This is a genomic window from Pseudomonas sp. P1_F1_2 (assembly GCF_056405815.1).
Map to the genome: position 1 here is coordinate 63,964 of NZ_JBFUBK010000012.1, position 20,430 is coordinate 84,393.

A 20,430-nucleotide genomic window follows, 5' to 3' on the forward strand; every position below is an offset into this window, starting at 1 on the left:
TTGAGTCATGGCAGAAGCAGTCGCCGATAACGTTCCGGCCAAGGTCACTCCAATAGACGGCAAACCGCCGCTGTTCGGGTTGTCCTTCCTGGAAAACCTCTCCGAGATGACCATGTTGCGTCAGGTAGGCCTGTTGGTCGGCCTGGCTGCGAGCGTGGCGATTGGTTTTGCCGTCGTGCTGTGGTCTCAGCAGCCGGACTACCGGCCTCTGTACGGCAGCCTTGCCGGTATGGACGCCAAGCAGGTCATGGACACCCTGGCCTCCGCCGATATTCCCTATACCGTTGAACCCAATTCCGGTGCCTTGCTGGTCAAGGCCGATGACCTGTCCCGTGCGCGTCTCAAGCTCGCGGCCGCTGGTGTCACTCCCAGCGATGGCAACATCGGCTTTGAAATCCTCGACAAGGACCAGGGGCTCGGGACCAGCCAGTTCATGGAAGCGACCCGTTATCGTCGCGGCCTCGAAGGCGAACTGGCGCGGACCATTTCCAGCCTGAACAACGTCAAGGGTGCCCGCGTGCACCTGGCGATTCCGAAAAGCTCGGTGTTCGTGCGTGATGAACGCAAGCCAAGCGCTTCGGTACTGGTTGAGCTGTATTCCGGTCGTTCGCTGGAACCGGGTCAGGTGATCGCGATCATCAACCTGGTCGCGACCAGTGTTCCTGAACTGAGCAAATCGCAGATCACCGTCGTCGACCAGAAAGGCAACCTGCTGTCGGATCAGGCGGAGAACTCCGAACTGACGATGGCCGGCAAGCAATTCGATTACAGCCGTCGCATGGAAACCATGCTGACCCAGCGCGTGCACAACATCCTGCAACCGGTGTTGGGCAATGACCGCTATAAAGCCGAAGTCTCGGCTGACGTCGATTTCAGTGCCGTCGAGTCGACCTCCGAGCAGTTCAACCCGGATCAACCGGCGTTGCGCAGCGAGCAATCGGTCAACGAACAACGCACCGCCAGCAATGGCCCGCAAGGTGTGCCGGGTGCCTTGAGCAACCAGCCGCCGTCGCCAGCCTCGGCACCGCAAACCACTGGTGGCACGACCGCCTCAGCCGGCATGGTACAGCCAGGTCAGCCGTTGATCGATGCCAACGGCCAGCAAATCATGGACCCTGCCACCGGTCAGCCAATGCTGGCGCCGTACCCGGCAGACAAGCGTCAACAATCCACCAAGAACTTCGAGCTCGACCGCTCCATCAGTCACACCAAGCAGCAGCAGGGCCGATTGAATCGCCTGTCGGTGTCGGTGGTGGTGGACGATCAGGTCAAGGTCAATGCCGCCAACGGCGAAACCACCCGTGCGCCGTGGAGTGCCGACGAATTGGCACGCTTCACTCGCCTGGTGCAGGACGCCGTCGGTTTCGACGCCAGCCGTGGCGACAGCGTCAGCGTGATCAACATGCCGTTCTCCGCAGAACGCGGTGAAGTGATTGCCGATATTCCGTTCTACTCGCAGCCGTGGTTCTGGGACATCGTCAAGCAAGTGATGGGTGTCTTGTTCATCCTCGTGCTGGTGTTCGGCGTGCTGCGTCCGGTGCTCAACAACATCACCGGTGGCGGCAAAGACAAGCAACTGGCTGGCTTGGGCAGCGACGGAGAACTCGGTGGCATGGTCGGCCTGGACGGCGAACTGGCCAACGATCGCGTCAGCCTCGGCGGCCCGCAAAGCATCCTGCTGCCGAGCCCGAGCGAAGGCTATGACGCACAGTTGAATGCAATCAAGAGTCTGGTGGCAGAAGACCCGGGTCGCGTGGCCCAGGTCGTGAAAGAGTGGATTAACGCAGATGAGTGATAACCGAGCCGTTGCCGCCAAACTGACCAAGGTCGACAAAGCCGCGATCCTGCTGCTGTCCCTCGGTTCGACCGATGCTGCCCAGGTGTTGCGCCACATGGGGCCTAAGGAGGTCCAGCGTGTAGGTGTGGCGATGGCCCAAATGGGCAACGTGCACCGCGAGCAAGTCGAACAGGTCATGAGCGAGTTCGTCGACATCGTCGGCGACCAGACCAGCCTGGGCGTCGGCTCCGACGACTACGTGCGCAAAATGCTCACCCAGGCACTGGGCGAAGACAAGGCCAACGGCCTGATCGACCGCATCCTGCTGGGTGGCAACACCAGCGGCCTCGACAGCCTGAAGTGGATGGAGCCGCGCGCCGTCGCCGACGTGATCCGTTACGAGCACCCGCAGATCCAGGCGATCGTGGTGGCGTATCTCGACCCGGATCAGGCTGGCGAAGTGCTGGGTAACTTCGACCACAAGGTACGACTGGACATCATTCTGCGAGTCTCCTCGCTGAACACTGTGCAGCCGGCGGCCCTGAAGGAACTCAACCAGATTCTCGAGAAGCAGTTCTCCGGCAACTCGAATGCCTCGCGCACCACCCTGGGTGGTATCAAGCGCGCGGCCGACATCATGAACTTCCTCGACAGCTCGATCGAAGGTCAGCTGATGGACTCGATCCGCGAAGTCGACGAAGACCTGTCCGGTCAGATCGAAGACCTCATGTTCGTGTTCAACAACCTGTCCGATGTCGACGACCGCGGAATTCAGGCGTTGCTGCGCGAAGTGTCCTCCGACGTGCTGGTGCTGGCCCTCAAGGGTTCGGACGAAGGCGTCAAGGAAAAGATCTTCAAGAACATGTCCAAACGGGCGGCCGAACTGTTGCGCGACGACCTCGAAGCCAAAGGCCCGGTGCGCGTCAGCGACGTGGAAACCGCGCAGAAAGAAATCCTCACCATTGCCCGCCGTATGGCCGAAGCCGGAGAAATCGTTCTCGGCGGGAAGGGCGGCGAAGAGATGATCTAAGGTCACTATGTCGTCCAAACATGATGAGTCCCAGACCGACCTGATTCGCGGTAAGCACGTTGCCGGTTTCGACGTCTGGGCGCTGCCCAGTTTCGACCCTTTCGTCCCGGAGCCCGAGCCAGAACCTGAGCCCGAGCCACCGGAGATGGAAGAAGTGCCGCTGGAAGAAGTCCAGCCACTGACCCTCGAAGAGCTCGAAGCCATTCGCCAGGAGGCCTACAACGAAGGCTTCGCCGTTGGCGAGAAAGAAGGTTTCCACAGCACCACGCTCAAGGTTCGTCAGGAGGCCGAAGCGGCCCTGGCACCGAAAATCGCCGGGCTGGAGCAACTGATGGTCAACCTGTTCGAGCCCATCGCCGAGCAGGACACCCAGATTGAAAAATCGCTGGTCGACCTCGTGCAGCACATCACCAAACAGGTGATCCAGCGCGAATTGGCCATCGATTCGACACAGATCGAACACGTCATGCGTGAAGCGCTCAAGCTCCTGCCATTGGGCGTGGGTAACGTGCGCTTGTACATCAACCCGCAAGACTTCGAACAAGTCAAAGCCCTGCGCGAACGCCATGAAGAAACCTGGCGCATCGTCGAAGACGAGTCGCTGTTGCCTGGCGGTTGCCGCGTCGAGACTGAACACAGCCGCATCGATGCCACCGTCGAAACCCGCGTTGCCCAAGTCATGGCCAAGTTGCTCGATCAACTGCACGATCAGGCGTTGCACCCGTCTGCGCCGGATCTGAGCCTGGACGTTCCGGTCGACGAAAAACCTGTTGCCGAGTCGGCACTGGACGACCCCGATGCGCCTTGATCGCACCAGCTTCGCCAAGCGCCTGGGCGGTTACGCCGAGGCCACGGAGCTTGCCGGCGCGCCGATTCTGGAAGGCCGTTTGTTGCGCATGGTCGGCCTGACCCTCGAAGCCGAAGGCTTGCGGGCGGCCATGGGCAGCCGCTGCATGGTCATCAACGACGACACGTATCACCCGGTGCAGGTCGAAGCCGAGGTCATGGGCTTCTCCGGCAGCAAAGTTTTCCTGATGCCGGTCGGCAGCGTCGCCGGTATTGCGCCCGGTGCCCGCGTGGTTCCCCTGGCCGATACCGGTCGCTTGCCGATGGGCATGAGCATGCTCGGGCGGGTGCTTGATGGCGCCGGCCGCGCGCTCGACGGCAAGGGTGGGATGAAAGCCGAAGACTGGGTGCCGATGGACGGCCCCACGATCAACCCGCTCAAGCGCGAGCCGATCAGCGAACCGCTGGACGTCGGCATTCGTACCATCAACGGTTTGTTGACTGTCGGTCGCGGTCAGCGGCTCGGGCTGTTCGCCGGTACCGGCGTCGGTAAGTCGGTGCTGTTGGGCATGATGACGCGCTTCACCGAGGCCGACATCATCGTAGTCGGGCTGATCGGTGAGCGGGGTCGCGAAGTTAAAGAATTCATCGAGCACATCCTCGGTGAAGAAGGGCTCAAGCGTTCCGTGGTGGTGGCGTCGCCTGCGGACGATGCGCCGCTGATGCGTCTGCGCGCAGCGATGTACTGCACGCGCATCGCCGAATATTTCCGCGACAAGGGCAAGAACGTCCTGTTGCTCATGGACTCCCTGACCCGTTTTGCCCAGGCTCAGCGGGAAATCGCCTTGGCCATCGGCGAACCACCTGCCACCAAGGGTTATCCGCCGTCGGTGTTCGCCAAGTTGCCAAAACTGGTGGAGCGGGCCGGTAACGCCGAGAAGGGCGGAGGTTCGATCACCGCCTTCTACACGGTGTTGTCCGAAGGCGATGATCAGCAGGACCCGATTGCCGATGCCGCGCGAGGCGTGCTCGACGGGCACATCGTGTTGTCCCGGCGCCTGGCCGAGGAAGGGCATTACCCGGCCATCGATATCGAAGCGTCCATCAGCCGGGTCATGCCGTCGGTGGTCAGCCCGGAACACATGACCCGTGCGCAAATGTTCAAGCAATACTGGTCACGCTATCAGCAGAGTCGCGATCTGATCAGCGTCGGTGCCTATGTGCCGGGCGGCGATCGTGAAACCGACACCGCGATCTCCCTCCAGCCGGCCATGGTTACTTACCTGMGTCAGGGTTTGAACGACAACATTGGCATGGGCGCCAGCGTCAACCATCTCGCCTCCGTCTTTGYCCCGGCAGCGGGCGGCTAACCGACCATGGCCCTGAGTCGAGCCGCGCGCCTGGCGCCGGTGGTGGAAATGGCCGAAAAGGCCGAGAAAACCGCCGTCATGCGCCTCGGGCACTTTCAGGGTCAGGTTCGCGTGGCGGAAAGCAAACTCGCCGACCTCGAAGCCTTTCGCCTCGAATACCAGGAACAATGGATCGTGCGCGGCAGCAGTGGCGTTTCTGGCCAATGGCTGCTGGGCTATCAGGGCTTTCTGGCGCAACTCGGTACGGCCATCGATCAGCAGCGACAGAGCCTGAACTGGCATCAAAACAACCTGAGCAAAGCGCGCGATTCCTGGCAGCAGGCGTTCGCGCGGGTTGAAGGCTTGCGCAAACTTGTACAACGTTACATGGACGAGGCGCGGCAGTTGGAGGACAAGCGCGAGCAGAGATTGCTGGATGAGCTGTCCCAGCGCTTGCCGCGTCAGAATCCGTATTGAACAATCGCTGCGCCTTGCTCCCCTCTCTACCAAGTGCTAAACCTTGTACAGCACGCTACCCCATGACAAGGAAGCCGATAAATGTCAGTCATCTCAGAAGTGTCCAAAGATGGGCAAAAACTGACGATTTCGATCAAGGGACGATTCGATTTCGCCAAGCATCAGGAGTTTCGTGAGTCTTACGAGGACAAGGCGCTTTCGGCGGTCGTGGTCGACTTGAAAGATGCGACCTACCTCGACAGCTCCGCGCTGGGCATGTTGCTGCTGCTACGGGATCACGCCGGTGGCGACGATTCCGATATTCGCGTGGTCAACAGCAGTTCGGACGTCAGGAAGATCCTCGCCATCTCCAACTTCGACAAGCTGTTCGACATCAGTTGACTGCCATGCAGTCGCTCGCCCCCCTGACGATCCTCATCGCCGAAGACAGCGCGGCCGATCGCATGCTGCTGTCGACTATCGTCCGTCGCCAGGGCCATGAGGTGCTGACGGCTGCCAATGGCGCCGAAGCGGTCGATGCATTTCGTGAACAGCGACCGCAACTGGTCTTGATGGACGCCATGATGCCGGTGATGGACGGTTTCGAGGCGGCGCGCCAGATCAAACTGTTGGCCGGGGAAACCCTGGTGCCGATCATCTTTCTGACGTCGCTCACCGAAAGTGAAGCCTTGGCCCGATGCCTGGAGGCTGGCGGTGACGACTTTCTGGCAAAACCCTATAACCCGGTGATTCTCGCCGCCAAGATCAACGCGATGGATCGCTTGCGCCGCTTGCAGGCGACCGTGCTGCAACAGCGCGACCTGATCGCCAAACATCACGATTATTTGCTCAATGAGCAGCGGGTGGCGAAGGCGGTGTTCGACAAAGTGGCGCATTCGGGCTGTCTGAATGCGCCGAACATCCGCTACCTGCAATCGCCCTATGCGCTGTTCAACGGTGATCTGCTGTTGGCGGCCTTCACCCCGGCCGGCGATATGCATGTGCTGCTGGGGGATTTCACCGGCCATGGCTTGCCGGCGGCCGTGGGCGCCATGCCGCTGGCGGAAGTGTTCTACGGCATGACCGCCAAGGGCTACGGGCTGGCCGAAACCCTGCGTGAAATGAACGCCAAGCTCAAACGCATCCTGCCGGTGGACATGTTCTGTTGCGCAACGCTGTTGAGTTTGAGTTTTCAACGACGTTCGGTGGAGGTCTGGAATGGCGGAATGCCGGATGGCTACCTGCACGTCATTGCTACGGGGGAGCGCAAACGATTGAAAGCGCGCCACCTGCCGCTGGGGGTGCTGAGTCCGCAAACCTTCGATGACCGCACCGAAGTGTTTCCGATGGCGGTCGGGGATCGCGTGTTCCTGCTGTCCGACGGGGTCATCGACACCTGCGATAGCCACGAACAATTGTTTGGCGTGGACCGGTTGCAGCAGGTGTTTGCAGCCAATCGTCAGCCTGACCTGCTGTTTGAGGAAATCGAACAGGCCTTGCGCGATTTCGGTGGCCAGGCCCGTGATGACGTGAGTATGGTCGAGGTCAGTCTGCTGGAGGCGGCGCAACTGAGCCCGCCGGCACTGGTGTATTCCGACAGTGGTCAGTCCTGCCCGCTGGACTGGTCGGTGAGTTTCGAGTTTCGTGCGGCCACCCTCAAGCGTTTCAACCCGCTGCCATACCTCTTGCAGTTGTTGCTTGAGGTTCATGGGCTGCGGGCTCAAAGTGGCGCGCTTCACAGCGTGCTCGCCGAGCTGTATTCCAATGCCCTGGAGCACGGCGTGCTGGGGCTGGATTCAAGCCTCAAGCGTGATTCGTCGGGGTTCGCGCGTTATTATCTTCAGCGAAATGAGCGGCTGGAGGCACTGCAGGACGGCTATGTGCGGGTGCATTTGCAAGTGGTGCCCGAAGGCGAGGGCGGTCGGCTGATTGTTCGGGTTGAGGACAGCGGTATCGGTTTTGATGTGGATCGGGTGCTGGAGCGACCGCTTGATGGTATCCGTCTGTCGGGTCGTGGCATCAGTCTTATCCGCCAGTTGAGCCGTAACGCGAGCTGGTCTGACGATGGTCGAAGTGCGCGCGTGGAGTTTCTCTGGGAGGCTCTGGCATAATTCACCCATTCTTGATCAAGGAGTGAGCAAGTGGCTGACGAACATCTGGACCGAAACGTGCTGAGCGCGTTGCAAGAGGTCATGGAACAAGACTATCCCGAATTGCTGGATACGTTCCTTCGCGATTCAGAAGAGCGTTTGCTTCTGCTGAAAAAGGCTGGCGATGCCGCGCAGCTCGTGGAAACCGCCCATAGCTTCAAGGGAAGCAGCAGTAACATGGGCGCCGTTCGCCTGGCTGAGTTGTGCGGTGACCTTGAACGGCGTGCCAAGCAAGAAAGCCCCGAAGTCATTGGGAATCTGGTGGAGAAAATTGAGGCTGAATTCGCCATCGTCCGAGTGCTTTACGGGGCGGAAAAGCAACGCTCTCTGGCTGGGCTATCCAGCCACTCGACGTTTTAAACATTATTCTGGCAATTTTGGCCCGACACTTGCACGTATACCGATCAACTGTACCTACGATCCCAGTGCAGCGGAGACCGTTTTATGCCCGTTACCCCCAATTCACTTCTTCAGGCCAGCCCGGCGGCCAAGACTCCCGCCGCTTCCGCCAATACCCCGGCGGTGGCTGCCGAGCCAGGGGACAAGGCGTCCAGCTTTGCTGAGGTTTACGCCAAACAGGGTCAGGACACACCTGTTGTGGTCGCTGATAAATCGGCCAAGCCGACGACTGACAATGCGCCGCAAGACACCGCCAAGCCTGGCGCCAGCACCGATACGGCTGCCGTCGTGGAACCTGCGGTTGCCGATAGCGGCAATTCCTTGCCCGCCGATAAACCGGCGCCGACAGATGACACGACGGCCAGCGATGACCCACTGCTGACAATTGATACGCCGGTAGCCGATGTTCCACCGGCAGATCCGACCCTCGATCCGGCCCTCGATCCTGTCTTGATGCAAGCCGTGCAGCCGTTGGTGACTGTGCCGGTAACGCCGGCACCTGCACCGGTTGTGGCGAGCCTTGCGCCGAAAGTTGAAGCGCCGGTGGCTGCAGCCGTCGTTGCCGCTCCCGCGCAAGTGGCCGCTCCTCTCGCTGACAGCGGGTTCGATCCTGAAGCCGATCCACTTGATGCGCTGCCAGCCGTGCGTCTGGCCATGGAGCAAAGTGGTCACGTGTCCGCTTCCAGCCAGGCCCAGCCAAAAGCTTCCCAGGCCCAAGTCCAGGCCAACAGCGAGCCGACGTCGGCGCAGAATTTTGCCGCCGGCATGGCGAGCATGCTCGACCTGCAAGTCGATAAAGACAGCACCAGCCAAGGCGGCGAGAAAGCCTTCAGCGGTCTCATCGACGATGGCCTGAAAGACCTGACCTCCGCCAGCAGCGATACCCGTGTCGACGACTTCGCCAACCGTCTGGCGGCATTGACTCAGGCAGCCACACCCAAGACCGCCAACGCGTTGCCGGTGAATCAGCCGATCGCCATGCATCAAAGTGGCTGGACCGAAGAAGTGGTCAACCGGGTCATGTACCTCTCCAGCGCCAATCTCAAGGCGGCGGACATTCAGTTGCAACCGGCCGAACTGGGTCGCCTGGATATTCGGGTGAACATGGTTCCGGACCAGCAGACCCAAGTCACCTTCATGAGCGCCCATCCAAGCGTTCGCGAAGCGCTGGACAGCCAAATGCATCGCCTGCGTGACATGTTCTCGCAACAGGGCATGGGGCAGGTCGACGTCAACGTGTCCGATCAGTCCCGTGGCTGGCAGGGGCAGGGTCAAGAGCAGGCTCAGCAGGGGCAGGGTGGACGCACCAGCGCCAGTGGTGGTCGCGTTGATTCGATGGATGAGGAGCTTTCGGCTTCCATCACTGAAGCCACCGCCGAAACCAGCAGCGTGATCGGCTCAAGCGCGGTCGACTACTACGCCTGATCAAACGCAACAAAAACCTGTGGGAGCAGGCTTGCCCGCGATGAGGGTCTGACAGTCAAAATCTTCATTGACTGTCACACCGCTATCGCGCGCAAGCCCGCTCCCACAGTCGTTTAGGGTGGCTGAAGCTCCCGGCCCCAACTGCCTCCGACACTTCTGGCATAACACTTGCTCTTGCCTTGCCGTGCGACTGTGAAAACCCGAATAGTGACGGATTATTGGCATGGCGAAGAGCGAAGCAGCAGTAAAAGACCCCGCAACCAAAGGCAAGATCAAGCTGATCATTTTGATCGTGGTGGCCTTGCTGCTGGCGATCGGCATGTCCGTGGGGGCGACCTGGTTCTTCATGAATAGCGCCCAGAGCAAGCCTGTTGCCGCGGAACCCGCAGTGGTTGGCAAGCAGCCCGCGATCTTCGAACCCATGGCGCCGGCCTTCGTGGCCAACTACAACCAGAATGGCCGTCAGCGCTACATGCAGGTGAGCATCACCATGCAGGGGCGCAATCAGGCCGACCTGGAAGCGCTCAAGGTGCACATGCCGGTGATCCGCAACAATCTGGTCATGCTGTTCTCCGGTCAGGATTTCGCCACGCTGGCAACGCCGGTTGGCCAGGAAATGTTGCGCCAGAAGGCTACGGCCAGCGTGCAGGAAGTGGCGCAGAAAGAGCTCGGCAAAGTGGTTATCGAACAGTTGCTTTTCACTAATTTCGTACTGCAGTAGGAACACGACATGGCCGTGCAGGACCTGCTGTCCCAGGATGAGATCGATGCGCTGTTGCATGGCGTCGACGATGGTCTGGTACAGACCGATAACGTTGCTGAACCCGGCAGCGTCAAAAGCTACGACCTGACCAGCCAGGATCGCATCGTCCGCGGACGCATGCCGACCCTGGAAATGATCAACGAGCGTTTTGCCCGTTACACCCGCATCAGCATGTTCAACATGCTGCGCCGCTCGGCGGACGTTGCCGTCGGCGGTGTGCAGGTCATGAAGTTTGGCGAATACGTGCACTCGCTGTACGTACCGACCAGCCTCAACCTGGTCAAGATCAAGCCGTTGCGCGGTACCGCGCTGTTCATCCTCGACGCCAAGCTGGTGTTCAAGCTGGTGGACAACTTCTTCGGTGGCGACGGCCGTCACGCCAAGATCGAGGGGCGTGAATTCACCCCGACCGAACTGCGTGTGGTGCGCATGGTGCTGGAGCAGGCCTTCGTCGATTTGAAGGAAGCCTGGCAGGCGATCATGGAAGTGAACTTCGAGTACATCAACTCGGAAGTGAACCCGGCCATGGCCAACATCGTCGGCCCGAGCGAAGCGGTAGTGGTGTCCACGTTCCACATCGAACTCGATGGCGGTGGCGGCGACCTGCACGTCACCATGCCGTACTCGATGATCGAGCCGGTGCGTGAAATGCTCGACGCCGGTTTCCAGTCCGACCTCGACGATCAGGACGAGCGCTGGGTCAATGCCTTGCGTCAGGACGTGCTGGATGTCGACGTGCCGATCAGCGCCACGGTTGCCCGTCGCCAGTTGCGCTTGCGCGACATCCTGCACATGCAGCCGGGGGACGTTATCCCGGTCGAGATGCCGGAAGACATGATCATGCGCGCCAATGGCGTGCCGGCCTTCAAGGTCAAGATGGGCTCGCACAAAGGCAACCTCGCGTTGCAAGTGATCGAGCCGATCGAGCGCCGCTGACCGGCGCTCCACTTCCCTATTAATTGACTGCTCTTGATTGAATAGTTGCCCGCCGAGGACAAATGATGAACGACGATATGAACGCCCAGGACGACCAGGCGCTGGCTGATGAGTGGGCTGCGGCCCTGGAAGAAACCGGTGACGCCGGTCAGGACGATATCGACGCCTTGCTGGCTGCCGATACCGCTGGCTCGTCGTCCAACCGTGTGCCGATGGAAGAGTTCGGCGGTGTGGCGAAAAGCAACGACCCGGTCAGCCTGGAAGGTCCGAACCTGGACGTGATCCTGGATATCCCGGTATCGATTTCCATGGAAGTGGGCAGCACCGATATCAACATTCGTAACCTGCTGCAACTCAACCAGGGTTCGGTGATCGAGCTGGATCGTCTGGCCGGCGAGCCGCTGGACGTGCTGGTCAACGGCACATTGATCGCTCATGGCGAAGTGGTTGTGGTCAACGAGAAGTTCGGCATCCGCCTGACCGACGTGATCAGCCCAAGCGAACGCATCAAGAAGCTGCGCTAAGTGAAAAAGGTCCTGGGTTCTTTGCTGGTATTCGCGCTGGCGTTGCCGTTCAGCGTGCTGGCTGCCGAACCGGTAACGACCGCGACGGTGGCCGCAGCGCCCGCCGTCAGCAACGGTGTGGCCGGGCAATTGACACAGTTGGTGTTCGGCTTGCTGTTGGTGCTGGGGTTGATCTTCTTCCTCGCCTGGCTGCTGCGCCGGGTCCAGCAGGCCGGGCCGGCCGGTAAAGGGCAGGTGATCGAGTTGATCGGTTCCCGTGCGCTGGGCCCGCGCGACCGTTTGATGCTGGTGCAAGTCGGTAACGAACAGATTCTGCTCGGCCTCAGCCCTGGCACCATCACTGCGCTGCATGTGCTCAAGGAGCCGGTGCAAGTGCCGGGCGGGACTGAGAAAGCGACCCCCGAGTTTGCCCAGCATCTGTTGAAGATGCTCGGCAAGGATCAGAAGGATAAGAAGTAATGGGTGCGTTACGCATCGTCTTGACGCTGGCCCTGATGCTGGCTGCACCGCTGGCGTTCGCCGCCGATCCGTTGTCGATCCCGGCGATCACCCTGGGCACCAACGCCAATGGCGCTCAGGAATATTCGGTCAGCCTGCAAATCCTGCTGATCATGACGGCGCTGAGTTTCATCCCGGCGTTCGTCATGCTGATGACCAGTTTCACCCGGATCATCATCGTCTTCTCGATTCTGCGTCAGGCCCTGGGCCTGCAACAGACACCGTCGAACCAGATTCTCACGGGCATGGCGTTGTTTCTGACGATGTTCATCATGGCGCCCGTCTTTGATCGGGTGAACCAGGACGCCTTGCAACCGTATCTGGCGGAAAAACTCACCGCTCAGGACGCCGTCACCAGGGCCCAGGTGCCAATCAAGGATTTCATGCTGGCCCAGACGCGCAGCAGTGATCTTGAACTGTTCATGCGCCTGTCCAAGCGTACCGATATCGCCTCGCCGGATCAGGCGCCGCTGACCATTCTGGTGCCGGCGTTTGTCACGTCCGAGCTGAAAACCGCGTTCCAGATCGGCTTCATGATCTTCATTCCGTTCCTGATCATCGACTTGGTCGTGGCCAGTGTGTTGATGGCGATGGGGATGATGATGCTCTCGCCGCTGATTATTTCCCTGCCGTTCAAAATCATGTTGTTCGTGCTGGTGGATGGCTGGGCGTTGATCATCGGTACGTTGGCGAGCAGCTTCGGCGGTGTATCGCCATGACGCCGGAAGTCGCGGTAGACATCTTTCGCGAAGCGCTGTGGCTGACCACCATGATGGTTGCCGTGCTGGTGATTCCCAGCCTGCTGGTCGGCCTGTTGGTGGCGATGTTCCAGGCCGCGACGCAGATCAACGAACAGACCCTGAGCTTCCTGCCGCGCCTGTTGGTCATGCTGGTGACGCTGATCGTTGCCGGTCCGTGGCTGGTGCAGACGTTCATGGAATACATCCTGCAGCTGTACGGCAGTATTCCTCAGGTCATTGGCTGAACCATGCCCTCGTTGTTGCAGCTGACCGACATCCAGATCAGTACCTGGGTGGCGACTTTCATGTTGCCGCTGTTTCGCATCGGGTCGTTGCTGATGGTCATGCCGGTGTTCGGTACGACGCTGGTGCCCAAGCGAGTGCGTTTGTACTTCGCGCTGGCAATCACCGTGGTGATTGCGCCGGGCCTGCCACCGATGCCGCCGGTCAATGCGCTGGACCTGAGCGGGTTGCTGCTGATTGCCGAGCAGATCCTGATTGGCGCGGTGCTGGGCTTTTCCTTGCAGTTGTTTTTCCAGGCCTTCGTGATCGCCGGGCAGATCGTCTCGATTCAAATGGGCATGGGTTTCGCGTCGATGGTCGACCCCACCAACGGCGTTTCGGTGGCGGTGATCGGGCAGTTCTTCACCATGCTGGTCACGCTGCTGTTCCTGTCGATGAACGGGCATCTGGTGGTCTTCGAAATTCTCTCGGAAAGCTTCACCGCGCTGCCGGTCGGTAGCGGGTTGATGGTCAATCATTTCTGGGAGCTGGCCGGCAAGCTTGGCTGGGTCCTGGGTGCCGCGTTGTTGCTGGTGCTGCCGGCGATTACGGCGCTGCTGGTGGTCAACATCGCGTTTGGCGTGATGACCCGGGCTGCGCCGCAGCTCAACATTTTCTCTATCGGTTTCCCGCTGACGCTGGTGCTCGGGCTGTTCATTGTCTGGGTCGGGCTGGCGGACATCATCAATCAGTATCAACCGCTGGCCAGCGAGGCCTTGCAGTTTTTACGCGAACTGGCACGGGCGCGCTGAGTCATGGCTGAGAGCGAAAGCGGTCAGGACAAAACAGAAGACCCCACGGAGAAACGCAAAAAGGACTCCCGGGACAAGGGTGAAATTGCGCGCTCCAAGGAGCTCAATACCCTGGCGATCATGCTCGCCGGCGCGGGCGGATTGCTGATTTTCGGCGGTGCCCTGGCGCAGGAGATGATGGAATTGATGCGGATGAACTTCACGCTGTCGCGGGAAGTCATTCTGGATCAGCGCAACATGGGGACCTTCCTGCTGCATTCAGGGCAGATTGCCCTGGTCGCGATTCAACCCGTGATGATCACCTTGTTGCTGGCTGCTTTGATTGGCCCGATTTCCCTGGGTGGCTGGTTGTTTGCGGCAGGCTCGATGGCACCGAAATTCAGTCGAATGAACCCCGGTGCGGGCCTCAAGCGAATGTTTTCGGCCAAGGCTATCGTCGAGCTGCTCAAGGCGCTGGCGAAGTTTTTGATCGTGCTGTTCGTGGCGCTGGCGGTGTTGTCTTCCGACATCGACGACCTGATGCGTATCGCGCACGAACCGCTGGAGATGGCGATCATTCACAGTCTGCAAGTCGTCGGCTGGAGCACGTTGTGGATGGCCTGTGGGCTGATCATCATCGCCGCTGTCGACGTGCCGGTGCAGTTGTGGGAAAGCCACAATAAACTGCTGATGACCAAGCAGGAGGTGCGCGACGAACACAAGGATCAGGAAGGGCGGCCGGAGGTCAAGCAGCGCATTCGCCAGTTGCAGCGCGAGATGTCGCAGCGCCGGATGATGGCAGCCATTCCCGAGGCCGATGTGGTTATCACCAACCCGACCCACTACGCCGTCGCGCTCAAGTACGACCCGGACAAAGGCAGCGCGCCGGTGCTACTGGCCAAGGGTACTGATTTCCTGGCCTTGAAGATCCGTGAAATCGCCGTGGCCAACGAGGTGCTGCTGCTCGAATCGCCAGCCCTGGCGCGTTCGATCTATCACTCCACCGAGCTTGAGCAGGAAATTCCCGGCGGGCTGTACCTGGCGGTCGCTCAGGTCCTGGCCTACGTCTACCAGATCCGCCAGCACCGTGCGGGCAAGGGCAAGCCGCCGGAGCCGCTCAAGGATGATCTGCCGATTCCACCGGATCTGCGCCGCGATTCCTGATCCCTACGCCTGTAGCAGCTGCCGAGCTTGCGAGGCTGCGTCCGGCTCGGTCCGCGCTCGGGCGAAGCAGTCGTAAGGCTTTGCGAGGACTCCGTCCTCGGACGCAGCCTCGCAGGCTCGGCAGCTGCTACAAACCCTAATAAACCCCTCTATTTACGACCTTTGCAAAAGTTGGAAGGCTTCTTGCAATAGCCGCCCTGCGCCTGCTTCAGGCGTCAAAAGTTTGCTTTAAAGGAACGGGGAAAACCGGTGGATCGCTCTCAGTTACTCAACAGTGCCCGCACAAACGTTGCCGACTTAAGTCGGGGCAATCTGGGCGTGCCGTTGCTGCTGCTGGTCATGCTGGCCATGATGATGCTGCCGGTGCCGCCGTTCCTGCTGGACGTGTTCTTCACGTTCAACATTGCGCTGTCCATCGTCGTGTTGCTGGTCTGCGTTTACGCGCTGCGGCCGCTGGATTTTGCGGTGTTCCCGACCATTCTGCTGGTGGCGACGCTGTTGCGGCTGGCGCTGAACGTGGCCTCGACGCGAGTGGTGATGCTCCACGGCCAGGACGGTCATGCTGCCGCCGGTAAGGTGATCCAGGCCTTCGGTGAGGTGGTGATCGGCGGTAACTACGTGGTCGGTATCGTAGTGTTCGCGATTTTGATGATCATCAACTTCGTCGTGGTGACCAAGGGCGCCGGGCGGATTTCCGAGGTGAGCGCGCGATTCACCCTCGATGCGATGCCCGGCAAACAAATGGCTATCGACGCCGACCTCAATGCCGGCCTGATCGATCAGAACCAGGCCAAGCTGCGCCGGATGGAAGTCGCTCAGGAAGCCGAGTTCTACGGTTCCATGGACGGTGCCAGTAAGTTCGTGCGCGGTGACGCCATCGCCGGCCTGCTGATTCTGTTCATCAACCTGATCGGCGGCATGGCGGTTGGTATCTTCCAGCACAACATGTCATTTGCCGACGCAGGCAAGGTTTACGCGCTGCTGACCATTGGTGACGGTTTGGTGGCGCAATTGCCATCACTGCTGTTGTCCACCGCTGCAGCGATCATGGTGACCCGTGCTTCCGGTTCGGAAGACATGGGCAAGCAAATCAACCGCCAGATGTTCGCCTCGCCCAAAGCGTTGGCGGTGGCCGCTGGCTTGATGGCAGTGATGGGCCTGGTGCCCGGCATGCCGCACTTCTCGTTCTTGAGCATGGCCGCCGTCGCCGCCGGTGGTGCCTACCTGTTCTGGAAAAAACAGAACGTGGTCAAGGTTCAGGCGCTGCAAGAGGTCAAGCGTCAGCAGGAACTGCTGCCTTCGCCGGCCCGCGCCATGGAAACCAAAGAGCTTGGCTGGGATGACGTCACCCCAATCGACATGATTGGCCTTGAAGTCGGCTACCGCTTGATCCCGCTGGTGGACCGCAATCAGGGTGGTCAGTTGCTGGCGCGGATCAAGGGCGTACGCAAGAAGCTGTCCCAGGACCTGGGCTTCCTGATGCCGACCGTGCATATCCGTGACAACCTCGATCTGGCGCCGAGTGCCTATCGCCTGACGTTGATGGGGGTGATCCTGGCCGAGGCGGAGATTTATCCGGATCGCGAACTGGCGATCAACCCGGGGCAGGTTTACGGCACGCTTAATGGCATAACTGCCAAAGATCCGGCATTTGGCCTGGAGGCGGTCTGGATCGAAATCAGCCAGCGGGCCCAGGCGCAATCGCTCGGGTACACCGTGGTCGATGCCAGTACGGTCGTGGCAACCCACTTGAACCAGATTCTGTACAAGCACTCCAGCGAACTGATCGGTCACGAAGAAGTCCAGCAACTGATGCAGTTGCTGGCCAAAAGCTCGCCTAAACTGGCCGAGGAATTGGTGCCGGGCGTGGTTTCGCTGTCGCAACTGCTCAAGGTGTTGCAGGCGCTGCTGGCCGAACAGGTGCCCGTGCGCGATATTCGCAGCATCGCCGAAGCGATCGCCAACAATGCGGCGAAGAGTCAAGATACTGCCGCATTGGTGGCCGCAGTGCGCGTCGGCGTATCGCGCGCAATCGTGCAAAGCATTGTAGGCACTGACTCCGAGCTACCAGTGATCACTCTGGAGCCAAGGTTGGAACAGATATTGCTCAATAGTCTTCAGAAGGCAGGACAAGGCTCGGAAGAGGGTGTTCTGCTGGAGCCAAGCATGGCGGAGAAGCTGCAGCGCTCGTTGATCGATGCGGCGCAGCGTCAGGAAATGCAAGGTCAACCGGTGATTCTGCTGGTGGCCGGTCCGGTTCGCGCAATGTTGTCGCGATTTGGCCGACTGGCAGTCCCGGGTTTGCATGTGTTGGCTTATCAGGAAATCCCTGACAACAAGCAAGTGACCATCGTTGCGACAGTAGGGCCCAACGGCTGAGGTAGTGGTTTATGCAAGTTAAGCGTTTTTTCGCCGCCGATATGCGTCAGGCCATGAAACTGGTTCGTGATGAGCTGGGCGCCGATGCAGCCATTATTGGCAATCGCCGGATCGCCGGTGGTGTCGAGCTGACGGCTGCCCTGGATTACAAGTTGTCGGCGCTGGCCCCGCGTGTTCCGAACATGGAACTCGAGGATGAGCTGCGCAAGACCCAGTCGCGGATCGTCACCGCCCAGGCCGAACTGAGCCTGCGTGGCGATGGCGAAACTGACGGCGACAAGACCACCAATCGCCAGCTGTTCGCCGGTCTGCCGCTGACCGCCGCCGAGCCGCTGATCGAGCCGACCTACGCCGAGCCGCGTCGCGCTGCGCCAGCACCGGCACCTGCCGCGGGCGGCGTGGATCCGCGTGCGTTCGACTCGATGCGTTTCGAACTCAACAGCCTGCGCGAACTGATGGAAGTGCAGCTCGGCTCGCTGGCCTGGAATCAACTGCAAGGCAGCCGTCCGGCCCAGGCCAATCTGTGGCGTCGCCTGCAACGCATCGGCTTGTCCGGCCCGTTGTCCCGCGATTTGCTGGCGATGGTTCCCGACATCGATGAGCCCCGTCAGGCCTGGCGCATGTTGCTGGCGCACCTGGCGCGGATGATTGCCACGCCGGAAGTCGAACCACTGGAAGAGGGCGGTGTGATTGCCATGGTCGGTCCTGCCGGCATGGGCAAGACCACCACGCTGGCCAAGCTCGCGGCCCGTTACGTGCTCAAGTATGGCGCGCAGAACATCGCGCTGGTGAGCATGGACAGCTTCCGCATCGGTGCCCAGGAACAACTCAAGACGTTGGGGCGTATCCTCAATGTGTCGGTAACCCACGTCGATCCGGGCCAGTCCCTGGTTCAGGCACTGGAGCCGCTGCTGCGCAAACGCGTCGTGCTGATCGATACCGCGGGCCTTCAGGCCAGCGATCCGGCACTGCGCATGCAGCTTGAAAGCCTGGCCGGACGTGGCATCAAATCAAAAAATTATCTGGTATTGGCAACCACCAGCCAGAAACAGGTTCTAACAGCCGCTTATCACAGTTACAAGCGCTGCGGGCTCGCTGGCTGCATCCTGACTAAACTGGATGAAACGGCAAGTCTGGGCGAGGTGTTAAGCCTGGCGATCAGTCATGAGTTACCGGTGGCCTACCTGACTGACGGTCCGCGGATTCCGGATGATTTGCATCTGCCGCGTCGTCATCAATTGGTCAGCCGTGCCGTCAGCGTACAAATGCAGGAAGAACCCAGCGAAGAAGCCATGGCTGACATGTTCGCTGATATTTACCACAGCCCGACCAAGCAGGTTGGCTAAGGTAGTAATGAACAGTTTTTGTACCTACATCGATGGTCTGCCATGCATTGTTCCAATTGCGAACGCGCAGCCAGTAATGTGGCCTCCGTCTATGCAAGACAAGGTAAAGAAATAACATGGGCAGCATGCATCCCGTACAGGTGATCGCGGTGACCGGCGGCAAGGGTGGCGTCGGCAAGACTAACGTGTCAGTGAATTTGTCGCTGGCCCTGGCTGAGCTCGGCCGTCGCGTCATGCTGTTGGACGCTGACCTGGGCCTGGCGAACGTTGACGTCCTGCTGGGACTGACACCCAAACGTACCCTGGCCGACGTGATCGAAGGCCGCTGCGAGCTGCGCGACGTTCTGTTGCAAGGGCCGGGCGGTATTCGAATCGTTCCGGCGGCGTCCGGTACACAGAGCATGGTTCACTTGAGCCCGGCGCAACACGCCGGCCTGATCCAGGCGTTCAGTGATATTGGCGACAACCTCGACGTACTGGTCATCGACACCGCTGCAGGTATTGGTGACTCGGTAGTCAGTTTTGTTCGCGCGGCCCAGGAAGTATTGCTGGTGGTCTGCGATGAGCCCACCTCGATCACTGACGCCTACGCGCTGATCAAATTGCTCAACCGCGATTACGGCATGAACCGCTTCCGTGTCCTGGCCAACATGGCCCAGAGTCCGCAAGAAGGTCGCAACCTGTTCGCCAAGTTGACCAAAGTCACCGATCGCTTCCTCGACGTCGCCCTGCAATACGTCGGCGCGGTGCCTTACGACGAAAGTGTGCGCAAGGCCGTGCAGAAACAGCGCGCCGTGTACGAAGCCTTCCCGCGTTCCAAGTGTGCCCTGGCGTTCAAGGCCATCGCTCAGAAGGTCGATACCTGGCCGTTGCCTGCCAACCCGCGTGGGCACCTGGAGTTTTTCGTCGAGCGCCTCGTGCAACAGACCGCAGGACCCGTCCTATGACAGCCAGTGGCTACAACCTCTACAAGAAGTCGGCGCGTGACGCGCAGTACGAGCTGATCGAGCGTTACGCGCCACTGGTCAAACGCATTGCTTACCATTTGCTGGCGCGTCTGCCAGCCAGTGTGCAGGTTGAAGATTTGATTCAGGCCGGGATGATCGGCCTGCTGGAAGTATCGACCAAATACGACGCCAGCAAAGGCGCGAGTTTCGAGACGTACGCGGGCATACGAATCCGCGGCGCAATGCTCGATGAAGTGCGCAAGGGGGACTGGGCGCCACGTTCGGTCCACCGAAATACCCGCATGGTCAGTGACGCAATTCGCTCTATTGAAGCTAAAACCGGCCGTGACGCTAAAGATCACGAGGTTGCGGCCGAACTCCAATTGAGTCTCGACGATTATTACGGGATTTTGAACGACACCCTGGGCAGCCGCCTATTCAGTTTCGACGATCTGTTGCAAGACGGCGAACACGAAGGGCTGCACGAGGATGGCGCGAGTGCTCATCTCGAACCGTCACGCGATCTGGAAGATGAACGCTTCCAGGCGGCGCTGGCGGACGCGATTGCCAATTTGCCGGAGCGCGAGCGACTGGTGTTGGCGCTGTACTACGACGAAGAGTTGAATCTCAAGGAAATCGGTGAGGTCCTGGGGGTCAGCGAATCGCGGGTCAGCCAGTTACACAGCCAGTGCGCGGCCCGCTTGCGGGGGCGTTTGGGGGAGTGGCGAGCGCGCTGAAGGCAGTGTGG

Annotated in this window: 21 protein-coding genes; all 21 read left to right on the plus strand. The window is 60.2% G+C overall.

Annotated elements, in window-relative coordinates:
* Positions 1 to 7: 7 nt before the first annotated feature.
* The 21 genes from fliF (at position 8) to fliA (ending at position 20,419) form a co-directional block, all read left to right on the plus strand.
* Positions 8 to 1,795, plus strand: a complete 1,788-nt coding sequence (gene fliF / locus AC1D2P_RS05765; RefSeq protein ID WP_109786410.1) for a flagellar basal-body MS-ring/collar protein FliF — start codon at positions 8 to 10, stop codon at positions 1,793 to 1,795.
* Positions 1,788 to 2,807, plus strand: a complete 1,020-nt coding sequence (fliG, locus tag AC1D2P_RS05770; protein WP_007894195.1) for a flagellar motor switch protein FliG — start codon at positions 1,788 to 1,790, stop codon at positions 2,805 to 2,807. Before fliF ends, fliG begins: the two co-directional genes overlap by 8 nt.
* Positions 2,808 to 2,814: 7 nt before the next feature.
* A complete protein-coding gene (gene fliH / locus AC1D2P_RS05775; protein WP_109786411.1) occupies positions 2,815 to 3,615 on the plus strand; it encodes a flagellar assembly protein FliH in 801 nt (266 codons plus the stop codon).
* Positions 3,605 to 4,963, plus strand: coding sequence for a flagellar protein export ATPase FliI (fliI, locus tag AC1D2P_RS05780; RefSeq protein WP_477811342.1), 1,359 nt, complete (start codon positions 3,605 to 3,607; stop codon positions 4,961 to 4,963). The genes fliH and fliI overlap by 11 nt, the downstream gene beginning before the upstream one ends.
* A gap of 6 nt (positions 4,964 to 4,969) precedes the next feature.
* Positions 4,970 to 5,419, plus strand: coding sequence for a flagellar export protein FliJ (fliJ, locus tag AC1D2P_RS05785; protein ID WP_046032829.1), 450 nt, complete (start codon positions 4,970 to 4,972; stop codon positions 5,417 to 5,419).
* A gap of 81 nt (positions 5,420 to 5,500) precedes the next feature.
* A complete protein-coding gene (locus AC1D2P_RS05790; protein ID WP_109786412.1) occupies positions 5,501 to 5,800 on the plus strand; it encodes an STAS domain-containing protein in 300 nt (99 codons plus the stop codon).
* 5 nt (positions 5,801 to 5,805) lie between these two features.
* Positions 5,806 to 7,509: an ATP-binding SpoIIE family protein phosphatase gene (locus AC1D2P_RS05795; protein ID WP_109786413.1), complete on the plus strand. Its 1,704-nt coding sequence runs from the start codon at positions 5,806 to 5,808 to the stop codon at positions 7,507 to 7,509.
* A gap of 30 nt (positions 7,510 to 7,539) precedes the next feature.
* A complete protein-coding gene (locus tag AC1D2P_RS05800) occupies positions 7,540 to 7,908 on the plus strand; it encodes an Hpt domain-containing protein (protein WP_046032832.1) in 369 nt (122 codons plus the stop codon).
* A gap of 84 nt (positions 7,909 to 7,992) precedes the next feature.
* Positions 7,993 to 9,372: a flagellar hook-length control protein FliK gene (locus AC1D2P_RS05805; RefSeq protein ID WP_477758167.1), complete on the plus strand. Its 1,380-nt coding sequence runs from the start codon at positions 7,993 to 7,995 to the stop codon at positions 9,370 to 9,372.
* A 223-nt stretch (positions 9,373 to 9,595) separates the two neighbouring features.
* Positions 9,596 to 10,093 (plus strand): flagellar basal body-associated protein FliL, encoded by a 498-nt coding sequence (gene fliL, locus AC1D2P_RS05810; RefSeq protein ID WP_046032834.1) that lies wholly within the window; start codon positions 9,596 to 9,598, stop codon positions 10,091 to 10,093.
* Positions 10,094 to 10,102: 9 nt separating this feature from the next.
* Positions 10,103 to 11,071: a flagellar motor switch protein FliM gene (gene fliM / locus AC1D2P_RS05815; protein ID WP_046032835.1), complete on the plus strand. Its 969-nt coding sequence runs from the start codon at positions 10,103 to 10,105 to the stop codon at positions 11,069 to 11,071.
* Positions 11,072 to 11,136: 65 nt separating this feature from the next.
* Positions 11,137 to 11,595: a flagellar motor switch protein FliN gene (gene fliN, locus AC1D2P_RS05820; RefSeq protein ID WP_046032836.1), complete on the plus strand. Its 459-nt coding sequence runs from the start codon at positions 11,137 to 11,139 to the stop codon at positions 11,593 to 11,595.
* The gene (fliO, locus tag AC1D2P_RS05825; RefSeq protein ID WP_477758166.1) at positions 11,596 to 12,054 is read left to right on the plus strand and encodes a flagellar biosynthetic protein FliO; all 459 of its coding nucleotides are present in this window, start codon (positions 11,596 to 11,598) and stop codon (positions 12,052 to 12,054) included. It abuts the gene before it with no gap.
* The gene (fliP, locus tag AC1D2P_RS05830; protein WP_477758165.1) at positions 12,054 to 12,812 is read left to right on the plus strand and encodes a flagellar type III secretion system pore protein FliP; all 759 of its coding nucleotides are present in this window, start codon (positions 12,054 to 12,056) and stop codon (positions 12,810 to 12,812) included. Before fliO ends, fliP begins: the two co-directional genes overlap by 1 nt.
* Positions 12,809 to 13,078, plus strand: a complete 270-nt coding sequence (gene fliQ, locus AC1D2P_RS05835; protein ID WP_007948918.1) for a flagellar biosynthesis protein FliQ — start codon at positions 12,809 to 12,811, stop codon at positions 13,076 to 13,078. The genes fliP and fliQ overlap by 4 nt, the downstream gene beginning before the upstream one ends.
* 3 nt (positions 13,079 to 13,081) lie before the next feature.
* Entirely contained in the window at positions 13,082 to 13,867 is a 786-nt protein-coding gene (fliR, locus tag AC1D2P_RS05840) for a flagellar biosynthetic protein FliR (RefSeq protein WP_477758164.1), read from the plus strand.
* Between the two features lie 3 nt (positions 13,868 to 13,870).
* Entirely contained in the window at positions 13,871 to 15,010 is a 1,140-nt protein-coding gene (flhB, locus tag AC1D2P_RS05845) for a flagellar biosynthesis protein FlhB (RefSeq protein WP_046032840.1), read from the plus strand.
* 249 nt (positions 15,011 to 15,259) lie between these two features.
* Positions 15,260 to 17,389 carry a flagellar biosynthesis protein FlhA gene (flhA, locus tag AC1D2P_RS05850; protein WP_046032841.1) on the plus strand — a complete coding sequence of 710 codons (2,130 nt, stop codon included), beginning with the start codon at positions 15,260 to 15,262 and terminating at the stop codon, positions 17,387 to 17,389.
* Positions 17,390 to 17,400: 11 nt separating this feature from the next.
* The gene (gene flhF / locus AC1D2P_RS05855; RefSeq protein ID WP_046032842.1) at positions 17,401 to 18,735 is read left to right on the plus strand and encodes a flagellar biosynthesis GTPase FlhF; all 1,335 of its coding nucleotides are present in this window, start codon (positions 17,401 to 17,403) and stop codon (positions 18,733 to 18,735) included.
* A 116-nt stretch (positions 18,736 to 18,851) separates the two neighbouring features.
* Positions 18,852 to 19,682 (plus strand): flagellar synthesis regulator FleN, encoded by an 831-nt coding sequence (gene fleN / locus AC1D2P_RS05860; protein WP_003222917.1) that lies wholly within the window; start codon positions 18,852 to 18,854, stop codon positions 19,680 to 19,682.
* Positions 19,679 to 20,419: an RNA polymerase sigma factor FliA gene (gene fliA, locus AC1D2P_RS05865; RefSeq protein ID WP_007894214.1), complete on the plus strand. Its 741-nt coding sequence runs from the start codon at positions 19,679 to 19,681 to the stop codon at positions 20,417 to 20,419. Before fleN ends, fliA begins: the two co-directional genes overlap by 4 nt.
* Positions 20,420 to 20,430: the final 11 nt, after the last annotated feature.

What these genes read in the sequence shown, in the direction of transcription:
- fliN (WP_046032836.1), top strand. Translation starts at nt 11,137, where the DNA reads ATGAACGACGATATGAACGCCCAGGACGACCAGGCGCTGGCTGATGAG.
- fliL (WP_046032834.1), top strand. Translation starts at nt 9,596, where the DNA reads ATGGCGAAGAGCGAAGCAGCAGTAAAAGACCCCGCAACCAAAGGCAAG.
- AC1D2P_RS05805 (WP_477758167.1), top strand. Translation starts at nt 7,993, where the DNA reads ATGCCCGTTACCCCCAATTCACTTCTTCAGGCCAGCCCGGCGGCCAAG.
- fliF (WP_109786410.1), top strand. Translation starts at nt 8, where the DNA reads ATGGCAGAAGCAGTCGCCGATAACGTTCCGGCCAAGGTCACTCCAATA.
- fliQ (WP_007948918.1), top strand. Translation starts at nt 12,809, where the DNA reads ATGACGCCGGAAGTCGCGGTAGACATCTTTCGCGAAGCGCTGTGGCTG.
- AC1D2P_RS05795 (WP_109786413.1), top strand. Translation starts at nt 5,806, where the DNA reads ATGCAGTCGCTCGCCCCCCTGACGATCCTCATCGCCGAAGACAGCGCG.
- fliM (WP_046032835.1), top strand. Translation starts at nt 10,103, where the DNA reads ATGGCCGTGCAGGACCTGCTGTCCCAGGATGAGATCGATGCGCTGTTG.
- flhF (WP_046032842.1), top strand. Translation starts at nt 17,401, where the DNA reads ATGCAAGTTAAGCGTTTTTTCGCCGCCGATATGCGTCAGGCCATGAAA.
- fliA (WP_007894214.1), top strand. Translation starts at nt 19,679, where the DNA reads ATGACAGCCAGTGGCTACAACCTCTACAAGAAGTCGGCGCGTGACGCG.
- flhB (WP_046032840.1), top strand. Translation starts at nt 13,871, where the DNA reads ATGGCTGAGAGCGAAAGCGGTCAGGACAAAACAGAAGACCCCACGGAG.
- fleN (WP_003222917.1), top strand. Translation starts at nt 18,852, where the DNA reads ATGGGCAGCATGCATCCCGTACAGGTGATCGCGGTGACCGGCGGCAAG.
- fliP (WP_477758165.1), top strand. Translation starts at nt 12,054, where the DNA reads ATGGGTGCGTTACGCATCGTCTTGACGCTGGCCCTGATGCTGGCTGCA.
- fliJ (WP_046032829.1), top strand. Translation starts at nt 4,970, where the DNA reads ATGGCCCTGAGTCGAGCCGCGCGCCTGGCGCCGGTGGTGGAAATGGCC.
- fliR (WP_477758164.1), top strand. Translation starts at nt 13,082, where the DNA reads ATGCCCTCGTTGTTGCAGCTGACCGACATCCAGATCAGTACCTGGGTG.
- fliG (WP_007894195.1), top strand. Translation starts at nt 1,788, where the DNA reads ATGAGTGATAACCGAGCCGTTGCCGCCAAACTGACCAAGGTCGACAAA.
- fliH (WP_109786411.1), top strand. Translation starts at nt 2,815, where the DNA reads ATGTCGTCCAAACATGATGAGTCCCAGACCGACCTGATTCGCGGTAAG.
- AC1D2P_RS05790 (WP_109786412.1), top strand. Translation starts at nt 5,501, where the DNA reads ATGTCAGTCATCTCAGAAGTGTCCAAAGATGGGCAAAAACTGACGATT.